Here is a 15,925-nt window from a genome sequence, read left to right as displayed (position 1 = left end):
GGGAGAGTTGGCAGCAACATAGAGCCGCCCGATGCCCAATGCCACCCAGACCACCGCGCCTGTCGCACCGCGCCGCCCGTCCACCGTTACGCACCACGGGATCACCGTCTCCGACGATTACGCCTGGCTGCGCGATCCCGGTTATCCCGAGGTGAAGGACCCCGAGGTCCTGGCCCACCTTGCGGCGGAGAACGCCTGGTTCGAAACACGGATGGCGGATTGCCGCCCGCTGATCGACACGCTCTTCACCGAGATGCGCGGACGGATCAAGGAAGCCGACACATCGGTCCCGCAGAAGGACGGGGACTGGCTCTACTGGATCGAGTTCGAGGACGGGGCCGAGTACAAGAAATGGTGGCGGCGGCCGGTCGGCGCGGCGGACGACGGCAGCGCCGACGAGCTGATCCTCGACGAGGTCGCGCTTGCCGCCGGCAAGGAATACTTCCGCCTTGGCGCGCTGTCGGTCAGCAAGGACGGCCGCCTGCTCGCCTATGCCATCGACGACAATGGCTCGGAACGGTTCGAGGCCCGCATCAAGGTCATCGCGACGGGAGAACTTCTGCCCGACACGATCCCGGGCACGCTCTCGTCGTTGTGCTGGGTCGCGAACGATACCGGGCTCGTCTACTCGCTCGCCAACGACCAGTGGCGGACCGACAATGCCCGGCTCCACTGGCTGGGCCGTCCGATCGACGAGGATGTCGAGCTTTACCACGAGGATGACGAGGGGTTCCGCGTCGGTTCGTCGCTGTCGGCCAACGAGGACTGGCTGATCATCGGCACCAGCGACCACGAGACCAGCGAAGTCCGCCTGATCCCCGCGAGCAACCCGCTCGCCCCCGCACTGCTCGTCCGTCCGCGCCAGACCGGGGTGGAATACGACGTCGACGAGCGCGACGGCACGCTGTTCATCCACGCCAACGACACGCACGAGAATTTCCGCCTCGCCACCGCGGCGCTGGCCGCCCCGCAGCAATGGACGACCCTGATCGAAGGCTCGGACGACTTCTACCTCACCGACTTCGCGCTGTTCCGCGATTTCTACGTCATCGAAGGCCGGCGGGCGGGCCTCGACCAGATCGAGATCCGGTCTTACGACGATCCCTCGGCGATCACGCCGATCCTCTTTCCCGAGGCGAGTTACGACGCCGGTTTGGCCGACAACCCCGAATGGCACGTCGAAATGTTGCGCCTGTCCTATGAATCGATGGTCAGCCCGGCGACGGTCTACGACTATCATCTGGCCGACGGGTCGCTCGAGACGCTCAAGGTCCAGGAAATCCCCTCGGGCTATGACGCCTCGCTCTATCGGGCGGAACGGCTGGAAATCGTCGCGCGCGACGGCACGCGGGTGCCGGTGAGCCTGATGATGCGGCGCGATACGCCGATCGACGGCAGCGCGCCCCTGCATCTCTACGGCTACGGCGCCTATGGCATCGCGATCCCGCCCGGCTTTTCGACCACGCGGCTGAGCCTCGTCGATCGCGGCTTCGTTTATGCCATCGCGCATATCCGCGGCGGCGACGATCTGGGCCGGGCCTGGTACAAGGCGGGAAAGCTCGCCAGCCGGACCAACGCCTTCAACGACTTCGTCGACGTGGCGAAGGGTCTCGTCGCCCAGGGTTACACCCGCGAGGGCCGGATAAGCATCTCGGGCGGATCCGCCGGGGGCGAACTGATGGGCGCGGTGATCAATTCCGATCCCGGGTTGTGGGGCGCGGTGGTCGCGCATGTCCCCTTCGTCGACGTGCTTTCGACCATGCTGGACGCATCGTTACCGCTGACGCCCGGCGAGTGGCCCGAATGGGGCAATCCGATCGAGGATCGCACCGCGTTCGAGCTGATCCGCAGCTACAGCCCCTACGACAACGTGAAGGCGCAAGCCTATCCTCCGTTGCTGGTGACCGCCGGGCTCAACGACCCGCGCGTGACCTACTGGGAGCCCGCCAAGTGGGTGGCGCGGCTGCGCGAAGTGAAGACCGACGACAACGAGCTCCTGCTCAAGACCAACATGGGCGCGGGCCACGGCGGGAAGTCGGGACGCTTCGAAAGCCTGCGCGAGACGGCGGAGGAGTTCGCCTTCATCCTCTGGCAACTGGGCCTGGCCGGGTGAGCAACCGCTTCACCCGGACGTTCACGGCGCTGCCCGGGCACATCGACGAGCTGGGCCACGTCAACAACACGGTGTGGCTGGAGTGGGTCCAGGACATCGCCGTGGCGCACTGGGCGGCCATCGCCTCAGCCGAGCACCAGGCGGCCTTTATCTGGGTCGTAACGCGGCACGAGATCGATTACCGCGGCAACATCGCCGCCGGTGAAAGCGCGGTCGCCGAGACCTTCGTTCCGGACCCGCCGCACGGCGCGCGGTTCGACCGCTGCGTGGTGTTTCGCAATTCGTCGGGTCGCGAGATCGTGAGCGCGCGTAGCACCTGGGCCCTGCTGGACCGGGCAAGCGGCAGGCTGCTGCGGATCCGCGACGAGGTCGCCGCGCCGTTCTTCCGCGCCTAGGCGCGTTGCCGGGCCGGGCGCTGCGCCGGCGCCGGAGAGAAGCTGCGCAAACGCTCCATTACCGTGCGGTTGCGGCCGACGCGCTTGGCTTCGTAGAGCAGGCGGTCGCAATGTTCGTAAAGCGCGGTGAAATCGGAACTCAGCCGCCCGGCATCGCCCGCCCGCTCGGCATGGACGACGAGGCCCATGCTCGCGGTTACCATCCGTTGCAGGCCGGGGAGCTGCGCCGCGACCCGCGTCGTAATGGCGCGGCGACGGCGCTCGGCGCGATCCTCGATGTCCGTTCCGCGCAGCAGCAGCAGGAATTCCTCGCCGCCCATGCGCAGCGCCAGCGTGTCCTCGTCAGGCTCCAGCGCCTCGGCGACGACCTTCAGGACCCGGTCGCCGACGGAGTGCCCGTGCGTGTCGTTCACGCTCTTGAAGTGATCGAGATCAATCACAGCCATCGCGCGGAAGCCCCGCCGGCGAAGCTGCTCGAAGCGCGGCTCGACCGCGCGGCGGTTCATGAGCCCGGTAAGCGGATCGCTTTCGGCAAGGTCGCCCAGCACCCGCGCCTCGCTTTGCGCGCGGTCCCGCTGTTCGCGCACGAGGATCATCCGGTCGGCCACGCCCAGCGCGGTTATCAGTACTTCGATCGCCAGCGAGACGTTCTGCGCGAAGAACGCATCGACCGCACCGGTGGGGGAAATGGCGTTGGTGACCATCCGGATGATTCCGACGATCATCACCGGCGTCCACGCGACGATCTGGAACTTCACTGCGCGGCTGTCGCGCCGCAGGGCCTGGATCATCGCCGCGACGATAAGCAGGAGGACGGGCAGGAAGCTGGCATAGCTTGCGTCGATCAGCCAGGGGCGCAGCGCAGGCGGTCCGGCGGCCAGAAGCAGGGTGTTGGCCACGACCCATGCCGCCGACCAGCGCAACGCCCGTCGCATCCGGGGGTCGAGCGAGCGCTCCTCGATGAAGCCGGCGGAAAACATTGTTGCCGCGGCGACCCCGAAACCGAAGCTCACGATCCCGATCAGCGATGTCGGCCACAGGGGGACCGGATGAATACGCTGGAGCAGGCCCGACAGCGCCAAGGTCTGCATCAGCATGAACAGGACGGCACTGGCGTGCCAAAGGACGAACGGCTCGCGCAGGACGCGCCAAAACGCAAGGTTGACGACCAGCGGCACGAACAGCAGCCCGCACAGCGCGGCTGCAAACAGCAGGCCGCCGGTCGGCCCCTCGGCATCATGCGGGGCAGCGGCCAGCCTGGCGCGAGAAATCAGCGGCGTCGCCCATGCCTTATCGATCGTCGCGACCACCGCGCTCGTCTGGCGATCCATCACTGGCAGGCGCGCGGCGAAGGTCCAGTCCGAGTTCGACAGCCTGACCTGATCCATGTCGTAGCTGCGATGTCGTTGCCGCCCGCCCGGATCGATCGCGGTCAACGTGATGCGCTCGAACCGGGTCGCGCGGCCGATGAACCAGCCTGGCGGATCGCCTGCGGTGCGCGGCAGGTCGAACCGCACAAATACCCGCGCGGGACGATAGCTGAGCGCCTGGCTGCCGCAATTCCATCGCGCCGGTGTCGCCAGAACGCGATCGAGCTTCTCGTCGGCGGCGCCGGAGGCATAGCAGGTCGAACCTGGCGGAAAACCGGCCGCTTCGGCCGGGCGCGCGGCAAGGATCAGCCAAAAGGCTGCCAGCAGCGCTGCCACAAATCGACCCCGTACCAGTCCCATTTGGCCGGTATGGCGCAGAGGCTTTGCTAACGGGTTAAGCGCCTGCTTCCACGACGTTAACCCTGCGGAGGATCAGCCCAGAACGTCGGCCACGGGCACGTAGTCGTATCCCAGCTCGGTGGCGACCGCCTCGTAGGTGACCTTGCCGGCATGGACGTTCAGTCCCGCGGCGAGGTGGGGGTTGGCCTTCAGCGCGGCCTGCCAGCCAAGATCGGCGATCTTCAACGCGTGCGGCAGGGTGACGTTGTTGAGCGCATATGTGCTTGTCCGCGCGACCGCGCCCGGCATGTTGGCAACGCAGTAATGAACGATCCCGTCGACGACGAAGGTGGGATCGGCGTGGGTGGTGGGGTGGCTTGTCTCGAAACAGCCGCCCTGGTCGATCGCGACGTCGACCAGCACCGCGCCGGGCATCATGCACTTGAGCATGTCGCGCGTGACGAGCTTGGGCGCGGCGGCGCCCGGGATCAGCACCGCGCCGATCACCAGGTCGGCATCGCAGATCGAATCGGCGAGGTTCGCTTTGTTCGAAAAGCGGGTCTTGGCCCGGCTTTCGAAGTGAATCCCGAGCCGCTCGAGCACTTCGGGATCACGGTCGAGAATGGTCGTATCGGCGCCGAGGCCCACCGCCATCTGCGCGGCGTTGAAGCCGACGACGCCGCCGCCGATCACCACGACCTTTCCCGGCATCACCCCGGGAACTCCGCCGAGGAGAACGCCGCGCCCGCCGTGCGCCTTTTCCAGCGCGGTCGCGCCTGCCTGGATGCTCATCCGCCCTGCCACCTGGCTCATCGGCTTGAGTAGCGGGAGAGTGTTGCCCGGACCGGTCACGGTTTCATAGGCAATCGCGGTGACGCCGGACTTCACCAGGTCGGCGGTCTGCTCGGGATCAGGCGCGAGGTGGAGATAGGTGTAGAGGATCTGGCCCTCGCGCAGCATCGCGCGCTCGCCCGGCTGGGGTTCCTTGACCTTTACCACCATCTCGCACGCGGCGAAGATTTCGGCCGCGGTGTCCTTGATGATGCCGCCCGCCCCGCGATAATCCTGATCGCTGGCGCCGATGCCCAGCCCTGCGCCGGTCTCAACCCATACCTCGTGACCGTGGACGACGAGTTCGTGGACGCTCTCGGGCGTCAATCCGACCCGGTATTCGTGGTTCTTGATCTCGCGAACGGTGCCGACGCGCATGCTGGGTCTCCTGACTGCGCGCGCTCGTTACATTTGTAACCGCATGCACGCAACTTGCGAGAGCATCGCCGCATATGAAAACGGCCGGTCCGCCATGGGGCGAACCGGCCGCAGATGATGCGGGAAAGGCGATCAGAAGTCGACGCCGATCCGGCCGTAGAGGAAGCGCCCGTTGAACCCGAACGGCGAGAAGATCGAGTAGGCGTTGTACTGGTTGTTCTGCGGATACTGGCCGCCGAGGCTGGTCGGGCGGTTCCCGAACGGCAGACGGTCAGGATAAACGTCGAACACGTTGTCCGCTCCGATCGCCAGATGGTACTTCTCGCCCAGGTCGTAGCGAAGCTCGAGGTCGGTGATCCACTTGGGCGAAAGCGTCACGTCATCCGGGCCGGGTGCGGTGAAGCTGGCCTGGTTCGGCGCTGCCGGCAGGGTCGATCCGGGCGACAGCACCTTGCCGTAGCGGGTAGTGCGCGCGGTGAACCCGAACGACGAGATGTCGCCGTCGAGGCTCAGGACGATCTTGTCCTTGGGCTGACCCTTCTCGAAGCGCAGCGACTCGGTGCGCCCAAAGAGCACGACGCCCGGGATCGAGGCGAGCGGGCCGAGCGTGTTGTTGCGCTTGAGGATCTTGTTCTTGTTGTAGTTGTACGCGGCGGTCAGCACGAACTTGCCGAGCCCGCCCAGCGGCAGACGCCAGTTCATCACCGCGTCCACACCCTGGGTCCGGCTGTCGAGCCCGTTGATGAAGAAGCGCGCGGCGGTAACTGTCGAACCGACGGAAGCGAGGTAGGCGCGGATCGCGGCGTCGGCGGTCGAGGTGCTGGCGCCGAGGTTTTCGGTAAGGACGATCCGATCCTTGATCTTGATGTTGTAGTAATCGACCGTCAGCGACAATCCGGCGAGCGGGTTGGCGGTCACGCCGCCGCTGATGTTGACCGACTTTTCGGGCTTCAGGTCCTTGGCACCAAGGGCGCGGGCCACCGGGCTCGAAACCGGGGCGGTCAGGACGTCGACCGGCACGCCAGCGATGAAGTTGGTCGACGTGGTGGTGAACACCTGCTGGTGCAGCGAGGGCGCGCGGAAGCCGTTCGAGATCGAGCCGCGGACCGCGTATCCAGGGACGATTTCGTAGCGCGCGGCGAACTTGCCGGTCACTGTGTTGCCGAAATCGGAATAGTGCTCGAACCGGCCGGCCAGCGTGGTCGACAGGCCCGGAATGGGGTCGGCGTCGAGTTCGGCATAACCGGCCAGGTTGTGCCGGTCGGCGTCGGTTGCCGCCGAGGCGGGCAGGCCCGGGAACCCTTGTGCACCCGCGCCGCCTGCACGCCCCGGGAAATCGCAGGTGGTGGCGGCGACTGAACCGTAGCGGCCACCGAGCGCCGTGCAGTTGGCAAGCGTGGTATTGGGAACGGCGGCCCGGAAAAGCGGCCCGAGGGCATAGGATTGGAAGTCGCCCGGACGGATCTGGTAGCGCTCGTTGCGATACTCGGCGCCCAGCGCGAACGTCACCGGCTTGGCAAAGCCAAAGTCGAAGTCATGGCTCATGTCGAGGTTGACCAGACCCTGGCTATACTTGAGCCCGCCGGCATCGAAGTTGGTCTGGCTGGCCGGGCCGAACGAGGCGTTGATCGAGTTGAGCGTCTGGTAGTCGAACTGGTTCTGGCCGAAGCCAACCGAAAGATCGGCGTTCCAGCCCGACACGTCGCCGCGCAGGCCGGCGGTGTAGCTGTAGTCGGTCAGGTCGGACTTGATCAGCGGCAGGAACCCGTCGGGGTACAGCACGGCGCGGGTGAACGACCCCGGCGGCGGCTGGTTCGGCGCAAGCACCGAATAGTCGACGTTGTTCGCGTTGTTTTCGCCGCGGTAGTTGGCCGCGCTCACCGAATCGCGCTGGTTGAAGCTGGCGAAGGTGTAGATCTCGAAGTCGCCCAGCGGATAGGCGGCGTTGAGGAACAGGCTGAAATCGTCAGCCGTGGGATCGCCGAAGCGGAATTCGCGGCGGTCGAAGGTCAGCTCGCGCGGGTCGAACAGCGCCCCGCTCTTCACATAGTTCGGGCGCAGGTCGAAGCCGGTGCGGTTGGTGCGGCTGCGATGACGGTATTCCGCCGTCAGGTTGAGGTAGCCGCCCTCGGTGCCGAAGAACGGCAGGCCGAAGTTGCTGGCGAGGGTATAGGTTTCGCCGTCCCGAACATGCAGTTCGCCGCTGGTGTTGGCGAGGAAATAGCGGCTGTCGGTGGGGTCGATGATCGGCTGCCCGGCGGCATTGACCTGAAGCCCGGTGACCTTGCTCACGCCGTCGAGCGTGGTGTCGTACTTGCCGTAGCTGGCGACCGCCTTGCCCCCTTCGCTGGCGTCCTGGAGGCGGATGTTGATCACCCCGGCGATGGCGTCCGAGCCGTACTGCGACGATGCGCCGTCGCGCAGAACTTCGATCGACTTGATCGCGAGCGCGGGGATCGAGTTCATGTCGACCGCCGCCGAGCCGCGGCCCACGGTGCCGTTGATGTTCAGCAGCGCGGCGGTGTGGCGGCGCTTGCCGTTGACAAGGACCAGCGTCTGGTCGGGCGAGAGGCCGCGCAGGGTTGCCGGACGCAGCGCATCCGAGCCGTCCGAAATCGCCGGCTGCGGGAAGTTGAAGCTGGGCACCAGCTTGTTGAGGATCTTGTTGGTCTCGACCTGCCCGCCCTCGGTGATCGCCTCGGCGGAAAGGACGTCGACCGGAACCGGCGAATTTTCGACCGTACGCGTGGTCGAGCGGCTGCCGGTCACGATGATCGTGCTCGCATCGTCGGTGGCGGGCGTGGCCTCTTCCTCGGCCGGCGTAGTATCCTGGGCGAAGGCGGGAACGGCCGTCGCGAACGCGAGGACGATGGCCGAAGCGGCACTGCCGGTCGTCAGAATGGTGCGCAATTTCATGAGCTTTGAGCCTCCCTGTAAGCCACAAACATACGCTCTGCCGGGGTCTGGGCAAATAGCGTTGCATTCCCGCACCCATTTTGCGCGGCTGCGTTGCTGCATCGCAACACTCGCGGAATTGCGGTTGCGGTGCGTGCGCGCTAACGCCTGACGAATGCACTGGAACATGGCCGACCTTCGCCCCGCCGACCGCTATCGGCTCATCGTCAACACGGTGACTCCGCGTCCGATCGCCTGGACGGTGACCCAGGGCGCCAACGGCGGGCGCAATTGCGCACCGCACAGCTTCTTCAACGCACTGGCCGACGAGCCGCCGCTGGTCGTCCTCGGCCTGATGGCGCACCACGAGCGTGGCGGCGACAAGGACACAGCGCGCCATATCCGCGAGACCGGCGAATTCGTCATCGCGCTCGTTAGCGAGGCCGATGCCCCGAAAATGAACGTGACCGCCGCCGATGCACCGCCCGGCACAGACGAACTGGCGGTGGCGGGGATCGAGACCCGCCCTGCTCTCCACGTGAAGCCGCCGCTGATCGCCAGCGCCCCGGTGAACTTCGAATGCCGAACCTGGCAGCTTTTGGACCCGAGCCCGCGCAGCACCGTGGTCATCGGCGAGATTCTGGCGATTCACATCGACGACGCGTTCATGAGTGCCGACGGCCGGCGCATCGATACCCAGGCAATGCACCTGCTCGGCCGCCAGCATGGGGCCGGGATGTATGTGCGCAATACCGACAGCTTCGAAATGAAGCGTCTCGCCTGGCCCCTCGGCGGCGACTGACCCGAACCCGCTTGCCGCGGGTGCGGGCTGCGCCTATCGCGCCGCCAGCCTGCGCCGGGTGATTGCCCGCACCGGCTTACACCCGAGGCGCCGTGTCCAATCCTTTCCAGAAGCTGGTCGGCGCCCTTCCCGGCTCGGTGCGTGAGTGGGCCGAATCCCGAGGCACGGGCTTCCTCCTCGCGCTGGCAGTGCAGGGCCTGTTGGCGCTGCTGTTGCTCACCCTCGGCGTCTCGAGCGTCGAACAGCAAATCGTGCCGACGGCGCTGGTAAGCTTCGACGCGAAGCAAGATGCTGCTCCCGACCCAAAGCCTTCTCCCAGTTCGCGGCCCGAACCGCAGCGGGCGGCGCAGGAGAAGACTTCGCCAAGGGTCGCTCCGCCCAAGCCGACCGCCCCTGTCACGGCTCCGCCCACGTCCCAGCCGCCTCCGATGATCGCCATCTCGCCCAGGGAAATGGCCGCTCTCGACATCGCGAACCTGCCGCGCAGCCAGCCGGCGCCCAAGGCTCCCGGCAAGGCGATGATGGGTCCGGCGGCGCCAAGTGGCGGCGCGTCGGGCGACAGCGCTCGGGTCGGCACCGCGCCTAATGGCGAGCCGCTCTACGCCGCCTCATGGGTCCACGAACCCTATCCGGACGAGCTTGCCGGCTACCTTTCGACTGCGCAGGGGCCCGGCTGGGGGCTAATTGCCTGTCGCACCGTTCCCGAGTTCAGGGTCGAGGACTGCACCGTCCTCGACGAGTGGCCCAACGGTTCGGGTATCGCCAAGGCAGTGGTCGGTGCTTCGTGGCAGTTCCGCGTCCGCCCACCCCGCCTGGGCGGAGAGCTGAAGGTCGGTGAATGGGTGCGGATCCGGATCGACTACGGAATGAGGCGCCGGTGAGCGGACTCTGTCCTTAACGACTCACAGCGGATTGCCGTCGCGATCGCGGTAGATGTCGCGCCGACCGACATGGTTCGCCGGTCCCACGAAGCCATCGGCCTCCATCTTCTCGATCCACTTGGCGGCAGTATTGTAGCCTACACCCATCTGCCGCTGGATCCAGCTTGCGCTGGCCTTCTGGCTTTCGAACACGATCTGGCAGACTTGGCGGTATTTGCGCTCTTCCGGATTGTCGGAAGCGGAATCGACGTCGTCGAATCCGAAGCTGCCGTCCTCCGGCTCTTCGGTGACCGAATCGACGTAGTCCGGCGTGCCCTGTCCGCGCCAGTGCTCGGCGACAGCCTCGACCTCCTCGTCGCTGACGAACGGGCCGTGGACGCGTTTGATCGGGTCGGTGTTGGGCTTGTAGAGCATGTCGCCCTTGCCCAGAAGCTGCTCGGCGCCCTGTTCGCCCAGGATCGTGCGGCTGTCGATCCGGCTGGTGACGTGGAAGCTGATCCGGGTCGGCAGGTTGGCCTTGATCACGCCGGTGATGACATCGACCGAGGGTCGCTGCGTCGCCATGATCAGGTGGATGCCCGCCGCGCGGCTCTTCTGCGACAGGCGCTGGATCAGGACCTCGATCTCCTTGCCCACGGTGACCATGAGGTCGGCCAGTTCGTCGACGATAAGGACGATCTGGGGCAGCGCCTTGTAGTCGAGCTGCTGCTCTTCGTAGAGTTCCTCGCCGCTGTCGGGATCGAAGCCGATCTGGATCCGGCGGCCGAGCGGCTTGCCCTTGGCGGCGGCCGCCTTCACCCGCTCGTTGAAGCCGACGAGGTTGCGCGCCCCGATCGACGACATCATGCGATAGCGCCGCTCCATTTCCTCGACCGCCCATTTCAGCGCGCGCACGGCCTTGGCCGGCTCGGTCACCACGGGCGAGAGAAGGTGGGGAATGTCGTCGTAGCTCTTGAGTTCGAGCACCTTGGGATCGATCAGGATCAGGCGGCACTGCTCGGGCGTTAGGCGATACAGAAGCGACAGGAGGATCGTGTTGAGCCCGACCGACTTGCCCGAGCCGGTGGTGCCCGCGACGAGCAGGTGAGGCATCGCGGCAAGATCGGCGACGATCGGCTCGCCGGCGATATCCTTGCCCAGGATGATCGGCAGCATGGCCTTGGAATCGACGAACGCGGCGCACGAGGCCAGTTCCTTGAAGGCGACTGTCTGGCGGTCGGCATTGGGCAGTTCGATGCCCATCACGGTCCGGCCCGGAATGGCGGAAACGCGCGCCGAGATCGCGCTCATGTTGCGGGCGATGTCCTCGGCCAGGCCGATCACGCGGCTGGCCTTGATCCCCGGCGCGGGTTCCAGTTCGTACATCGTGACCACGGGACCCGTGCGGACCGCGGTGATCTCGCCCTTCACGTTGAAATCGTCGAGCACGTTCTCGAGGAGGCGGGCGTTGCGCTCGAGCGCCAGCTTGTCGACCTTGGGAGCTTGGTGGCTCGGAGGATCGTTCAGAAGGTCGAGACTGGGCAATTCGTACTGCTCGAAGAAATCGCCCTGCTTCGACTTGCCGGTAAGTTGCGCCTTGCGCGGTGGCTGGCGCGGATCGGTGATTTCGGGGGGCTTGCGCGGGGGCGCGACCGGTTCATCCACGGCCTTGCGCACCGCGGGCTCGGCCTTGCGGCGCAGCGGGACCGCGCTTTCGGCGTCGTCGCTCGATGCGGAGGAGCGGTGGAGAGCGCGGGGCAGCGTGAACAGGCCCTTCCAGTCGAGCGCATAGACCCTGCCGATCAGCAGCGCGGCGCCGGCGAGGCAAGCGAAGGCGATCCCCATCGTCGTCCACCCCTGAGCGGCCGCGGGCACGACGTGATCGAGCGCGCGGACGGCGGTAGCGCCGAACAGTCCGGCCAGCCCGCCCATCGAGGCCGGCAGCGATCCGCCCGGCGCGGTGAAGCTCAGGGCAAGGACGGTGCCGATCAGGGCCACGCCCAGGACCAGCGCACCCAGCGAGCGCCACCACCGTGCAGATTCGGTCGGCGCCTCATCCGTCGCGGCGCGCCACAGGCGGCGGGCATGGACGTAGAAAAGCGGCAGGCCCAGCACGGCGGCAGGGCCGAACAGGAACAGCAGCCGTTCAGCCGCCCACGCGCCCGGCAGGCCCATCCAGTTGGCAACCTCGCCCCCCGCGGCGGTGCTCGCCGATGGATCGGTCTGCGTATAGCTCGCCAGCGCGAGGCCGAGGAAGAGCATTGCCGCGATGAGCGCGGCGGCACCGGCCAGTTCGCCGGCGCGGCGCGTCGAGCGGCGCAGCGTTGCCCGCCAATCCGCACTGCCGTGCGCCTGGCCTGGCGCCTGGAATGCCCGTGATGCCATTTCTTCCCGTTCCCCTGATCGCCGGCGCATCATGCGCGCGGGCGAGACTCCGCGTCAAGAATCCTTGGGATTCCAGTCGCGCGCGGGGCCTCAGGTGTTGCCCGAAAGCCCGTCGATCGCAGCCCAGCCGTATGCCGGCAAACGCGCTGCACGAGCCGCGGTCATGCCACCGAGCGCGATTACCGGGAGGGGCGAACGCGCCGCGATCAGCAGGAAGCGCACCGGTCCAAGCACGGCTGCACCGGGATGCGACCGGGTCGGGAACACAGGCGAAACAACGGCGGCGCTTGCGCCGGCGCGCACTGCTTGGGCCAATTCGGCGAGGGAATGCACGGTGGCGAGCGTCGTTCCGCGCGCCGGCGGGCCGTAGCTGCCATCCGCGCCCCATCGCCGGGCCTCGCGGACGTTCGCCGCAAGAACGATAACCACGCCGCGCGCCCGGCACAGGCGGGCGACCGCCGCGAAGCGATTCCGGCGTGCCCCGGGCGCAAGGTGATAGTGGCGAAAGATCAGCCCGCTGCCGCGCGGCAGGTGTCGGATCGCCCGGTCGAGCACCGTGTCATTGCGGGCATCGCTCACCAGCCACATACGGGGAAGCGGGACGGACTGGCGCGCGGTCATCGCGGCGCTATAGCAGCGCCCCATGTCCGAACCAGCTACCGCCGCACCTCCATCGACCGCCTTGGCCAAGACGCGCGACCGCATCGCCGCCGCGGCGCGGATCGCGCGGCGCAGGCCTGAGGATGTGAGTCTGATCGCGATCAGCAAGACGCAACCGGCCGAAGCAATCCGTCCGCTGCTGGCCGGAGGACAACGCCTGTTCGGCGAAAACCGCGTCCAGGAAGCCGCCGCGAAGTGGCCGGCTTTGCGCGCCGAATTCCCCGATATCGTGCTTCATCTGGTCGGCCAGCTCCAGTCGAACAAGGCGGACGAGGCGGTCGAACTGTTCGACTGCATCCATTCGCTCGACCGGCCCTCGCTCGTCGCCGCGTTGGCACGGGCGATGGACAGGACGGGCAAGCGGGTGCCCTGCTTCGTGCAGGTCAATATCGGGGCCGAAGAACAGAAGGGCGGCTGCGCGATCGCCGATCTGCCCGAACTGTTAAATGCGGCCCGTGCTGCAGGCCTGCCGGTGATCGGGCTGATGTGCGTTCCCCCCGCCGGGATCGAGGCGGCGCCCTTCTTTGCGCTTCTCGCCAAGCTCGCCGCCGACAACGGCTTTAGCGGCCTGAGCATGGGGATGAGCGACGACTTCGAGACGGCGGTCATGCTCGGCGCGACACACGTTCGCGTCGGCTCGGCCTTGTTCGGAGAGCGCCGCTAACTGCGACCGCAGCTCTCTCAGTGCTCCTTCAATTCGTCGCCGGTCAGGGTGACCACGTGAAGCAGGTTGGTCGATCCCGGCGTGCCGAACGGGACGCCCGCCAGCGCGATCAGCTTCGATCCTGCCGCGCCGAAGCCGTGGCGCAAGGCCATGCGCTTGCCCTTGGCGATCATCTCCTCGAAGCTGCCGATGTCGCGCGTGTGCACCGCGTGAGCGCCCCACAACAGGCCCAGACGCCGCGCTGTCTTGAGGCTGGGGGTGAGCACCAGCATCGGCACCGAAGGACGCTCGCGCGCCACGCGCCGAGCGGTCGATCCAGATCCGGTGAAGACGATGATTCCCGCAACGGTGACCGTCTGGGCAATCGTCGCGGCACTTTGTGCCAGGGCGTCGGCAGTCGTCGCATCGGGCGGGGTGCGGATGTAGTGCACGCGGCCCTGGTAACCCGGATCGCGCTCAACCTGCCCGGCGATGCGATCCATGATCGTCACCGCCTCGACCGGCCAGGCGCCTGCCGCCGTTTCGGCCGAAAGCATCACCGCATCGGCACCGTCGTATACCGCGTTGGCGACGTCCGACACCTCGGCGCGGGTCGGGGCCGGGCTTTCGATCATCGATTCGAGCATCTGCGTCGCGACGACAACCGGTTTGCCGACCCGGCGGGCGGTCTCGACGATCATCTTCTGTATGGGAGGAACTTCCTCGGGATTCAATTCGACGCCCAGGTCGCCGCGCGCCACCATCACGCCATCGGAAAGCTCGACGATTTCGTCGAGCTGAGTGATGGCCGCCGGCTTTTCGATCTTGGCGATCAGCGAGCCGTGACCGCCCATCAGCTTGCGCGCCTCGGCAACGTCCTCCGGACGCTGCACGAACGACAGCGCAACCCAGTCGGCGCCATGCTGCACGGCAAAGGCAAGGTCGCGGCGATCCTTTTCGGTCAGCGCGGGAATCGGGACGACCGCGTCGGGCACGTTCACGCCCTTGCGATCGGAAATCACGCCGCCGACTTCGGCCGTGCACAGGATGCGGTCGGCCTCGGCGCGAATCACGCGAAGGCGCAGTTTCCCGTCGTCGATCAGGAGACGCTGGCCCTTTTCCAACACCTTGAACAACTCGGGATGGGGCAGGCAGACCCGGGTCTCGTCTCCCGGCGCGGGATCGTTATCGAGCGTGAAGTGACCCGAGTGGCGGATCACCGCCTTGCCGTCCTTGAACGTGCCGACGCGCAGTTTCGGTCCCTGCAGGTCGCACAGGATGGTGATGGGACGCGCCACCTGCTTTTCGAGCGCACGGATCGAAGCGATCGTCTGCGCGTGGGTTTCCTGGTCGCCGTGGCTCATGTTCACGCGAAAGGCGTCCACGCCGGCGCGAAAGAGTTGTTCCAGCATCTCGGGCGAGCGGCTCGCGGGACCGATGGTGGCGAGGATCTTGACCTTGCGGCCGCGAGGGTCGTGAACGTTCGGCGCGATCTTGGCCAAGGGGCATTCCTTCCGATTGCGCGGGAGCCTATGGCAAAGGCCCGCGCGAAACCCAAGGCTGATCGTTGCCTCGCGCATCATATCTGGCCAAGTCGAGTGTTCTCCATGTCTGACGATCCGATCGATGCCCTGCCCGACGCCGTCGCCGCGGCCGCCTTTCGCCGGCTGGTGCGTCATTTGCGGCACCGCCACGACGCCCAGAACATCGACTTGATGGGTCTTGCCGGCTTTTGCCGAAATTGCCTTGCCGACTGGATCGTCGATGCCGGCGCCCCGCTGGAGAAGGCCGCCGCGCGCGAGGCGATCCACGGCATGCCGGCGGCGGAGTGGAAGCAGCGCTTCCAGACTGAAGCGACGCCCGCGCAACTCGCCCGCATGGAAGCGAGCGTCGCACTCAACCGGCGCGACTGATCGCGGGCAGGGGGAAAACCGGCCCGGTGCCCTTTGCGCGGCGGGCCAGCCCTCGCTAAGAGCGCGGGCAACCGATTCACCCATTTACCGGAGACCTGCCCGATGGCCGACGCCACCGACGACCGCCTGCGCCTGCTGATCGAACGCGTCGAGCGGCTCGAAGAGGAAAAGAAGGGCATCGCCGACGATATTCGCGACGTTTACGCCGAGGCCAAGGCGGTCGGCTACGACGCCAAGATCATGCGCCAGATCGTCCGCCTGCGGAAGATGAAGCCCGATGACCGGTCCGAGATGGAAATGCTGCTCGACACCTACAAGGCGGCGCTCGGCCTGGGTTGAGC

General features: G+C 66.8%; 13 protein-coding genes. 7 read left to right on the top strand and 6 right to left on the bottom strand.

Annotated elements, in window-relative coordinates; all coding sequences use genetic code 11:
* Window positions 1-31: 31 nt before the first annotated feature.
* Together ACFO0A_RS04280 and ACFO0A_RS04275 are read left to right on the top strand one after the other, a co-directional pair.
* Window positions 32-2,113, top strand: coding sequence for a S9 family peptidase (locus ACFO0A_RS04280; protein WP_379537730.1), 2,082 nt, complete (start codon window positions 32-34; stop codon window positions 2,111-2,113).
* Window positions 2,110-2,508 carry an acyl-CoA thioesterase gene (locus ACFO0A_RS04275; RefSeq protein ID WP_379537729.1) on the top strand — a complete coding sequence of 133 codons (399 nt, stop codon included), beginning with the start codon at window positions 2,110-2,112 and terminating at the stop codon, window positions 2,506-2,508. Before ACFO0A_RS04280 ends, ACFO0A_RS04275 begins: the two co-directional genes overlap by 4 nt.
* On the opposite strand, the gene ACFO0A_RS04270 is transcribed toward ACFO0A_RS04275, so the two are convergent.
* The 3 genes from ACFO0A_RS04270 to ACFO0A_RS04260 all read right to left on the bottom strand — a co-directional run bounded on the left by ACFO0A_RS04270 (window position 2,505) and on the right by ACFO0A_RS04260 (window position 8,342).
* Entirely contained in the window at window positions 2,505-4,214 is a 1,710-nt protein-coding gene (locus tag ACFO0A_RS04270; protein ID WP_379537728.1) for a GGDEF domain-containing protein, read from the bottom strand. The genes ACFO0A_RS04275 and ACFO0A_RS04270 overlap by 4 nt on opposite strands.
* 96 nt (window positions 4,215-4,310) lie before the next feature.
* Complete coding sequence (gene ald / locus ACFO0A_RS04265) at window positions 4,311-5,426, bottom strand: alanine dehydrogenase (protein ID WP_379537727.1); 1,116 nt, start codon at window positions 5,424-5,426, stop codon at window positions 4,311-4,313.
* 132 nt (window positions 5,427-5,558) lie between these two features.
* Entirely contained in the window at window positions 5,559-8,342 is a 2,784-nt protein-coding gene (locus ACFO0A_RS04260; protein WP_379537726.1) for a TonB-dependent receptor plug domain-containing protein, read from the bottom strand.
* 154 nt (window positions 8,343-8,496) lie between these two features.
* Between ACFO0A_RS04260 and ACFO0A_RS04255 the strand changes: the two genes are divergently transcribed.
* Both ACFO0A_RS04255 and ACFO0A_RS04250 read left to right on the top strand, forming a co-directional pair.
* On the top strand, window positions 8,497-9,123 hold the full coding sequence (locus ACFO0A_RS04255) for a flavin reductase family protein (RefSeq protein ID WP_379537725.1): 627 nt from the start codon (window positions 8,497-8,499) through the stop codon (window positions 9,121-9,123).
* 92 nt (window positions 9,124-9,215) lie between these two features.
* Window positions 9,216-10,004 carry a hypothetical protein gene (locus ACFO0A_RS04250; protein ID WP_379537724.1) on the top strand — a complete coding sequence of 263 codons (789 nt, stop codon included), beginning with the start codon at window positions 9,216-9,218 and terminating at the stop codon, window positions 10,002-10,004.
* A 21-nt stretch (window positions 10,005-10,025) separates the two neighbouring features.
* Here the strand turns inward: ACFO0A_RS04250 and ACFO0A_RS04245 are convergent, their stop codons facing one another.
* Together ACFO0A_RS04245 and ACFO0A_RS04240 are read right to left on the bottom strand one after the other, a co-directional pair.
* Window positions 10,026-12,368, bottom strand: a complete 2,343-nt coding sequence (locus ACFO0A_RS04245; RefSeq protein WP_379537723.1) for an FtsK/SpoIIIE family DNA translocase — start codon at window positions 12,366-12,368, stop codon at window positions 10,026-10,028.
* Window positions 12,369-12,458: 90 nt separating this feature from the next.
* The gene (locus tag ACFO0A_RS04240) at window positions 12,459-12,989 is read right to left on the bottom strand and encodes a thiamine phosphate synthase (protein ID WP_379537722.1); all 531 of its coding nucleotides are present in this window, start codon (window positions 12,987-12,989) and stop codon (window positions 12,459-12,461) included.
* A 22-nt stretch (window positions 12,990-13,011) separates the two neighbouring features.
* Here ACFO0A_RS04240 and ACFO0A_RS04235 point away from each other — a divergent pair, with 22 nt between their 5' ends.
* Window positions 13,012-13,692 (top strand): YggS family pyridoxal phosphate-dependent enzyme, encoded by a 681-nt coding sequence (locus ACFO0A_RS04235; protein WP_379537721.1) that lies wholly within the window; start codon window positions 13,012-13,014, stop codon window positions 13,690-13,692.
* A gap of 17 nt (window positions 13,693-13,709) precedes the next feature.
* Here the strand turns inward: ACFO0A_RS04235 and pyk are convergent, their stop codons facing one another.
* Window positions 13,710-15,173, bottom strand: coding sequence for a pyruvate kinase (pyk, locus tag ACFO0A_RS04230; protein WP_379537720.1), 1,464 nt, complete (start codon window positions 15,171-15,173; stop codon window positions 13,710-13,712).
* Window positions 15,174-15,278: 105 nt separating this feature from the next.
* Between pyk and ACFO0A_RS04225 the strand changes: the two genes are divergently transcribed.
* Both ACFO0A_RS04225 and ACFO0A_RS04220 read left to right on the top strand, forming a co-directional pair.
* Complete coding sequence (locus tag ACFO0A_RS04225) at window positions 15,279-15,584, top strand: DUF1244 domain-containing protein (protein WP_379537719.1); 306 nt, start codon at window positions 15,279-15,281, stop codon at window positions 15,582-15,584.
* A 102-nt stretch (window positions 15,585-15,686) separates the two neighbouring features.
* Complete coding sequence (locus ACFO0A_RS04220; protein WP_379537718.1) at window positions 15,687-15,923, top strand: DUF2312 domain-containing protein; 237 nt, start codon at window positions 15,687-15,689, stop codon at window positions 15,921-15,923.
* Window positions 15,924-15,925 lie beyond the last annotated feature (2 nt).

The organism is Novosphingobium tardum, from assembly GCF_042652045.1.
GTDB classification, from domain to species: domain Bacteria; phylum Pseudomonadota; class Alphaproteobacteria; order Sphingomonadales; family Sphingomonadaceae; genus Novosphingobium; species Novosphingobium tardum.
Note: the sequence above shows the minus strand (reverse complement) of the source record. Positions and strands in the feature narration are given on the sequence as shown.

Bases quoted from the DNA above. Each gene is read 5' to 3' on its own strand.
- ACFO0A_RS04280 (WP_379537730.1), top strand. From the start codon at position 32: ATGCCCAATGCCACCCAGACCACCGCGCCTGTCGCACCGCGCCGCCCG.
- ald (WP_379537727.1), bottom strand. From the start codon at position 5,426: ATGCGCGTCGGCACCGTTCGCGAGATCAAGAACCACGAATACCGGGTC.
- ACFO0A_RS04260 (WP_379537726.1), bottom strand. From the start codon at position 8,342: ATGAAATTGCGCACCATTCTGACGACCGGCAGTGCCGCTTCGGCCATC.
- ACFO0A_RS04255 (WP_379537725.1), top strand. From the start codon at position 8,497: ATGCACTGGAACATGGCCGACCTTCGCCCCGCCGACCGCTATCGGCTC.
- ACFO0A_RS04245 (WP_379537723.1), bottom strand. From the start codon at position 12,368: ATGGCATCACGGGCATTCCAGGCGCCAGGCCAGGCGCACGGCAGTGCG.
- ACFO0A_RS04240 (WP_379537722.1), bottom strand. From the start codon at position 12,989: ATGACCGCGCGCCAGTCCGTCCCGCTTCCCCGTATGTGGCTGGTGAGC.
- ACFO0A_RS04235 (WP_379537721.1), top strand. From the start codon at position 13,012: ATGTCCGAACCAGCTACCGCCGCACCTCCATCGACCGCCTTGGCCAAG.
- ACFO0A_RS04225 (WP_379537719.1), top strand. From the start codon at position 15,279: ATGTCTGACGATCCGATCGATGCCCTGCCCGACGCCGTCGCCGCGGCC.
- ACFO0A_RS04220 (WP_379537718.1), top strand. From the start codon at position 15,687: ATGGCCGACGCCACCGACGACCGCCTGCGCCTGCTGATCGAACGCGTC.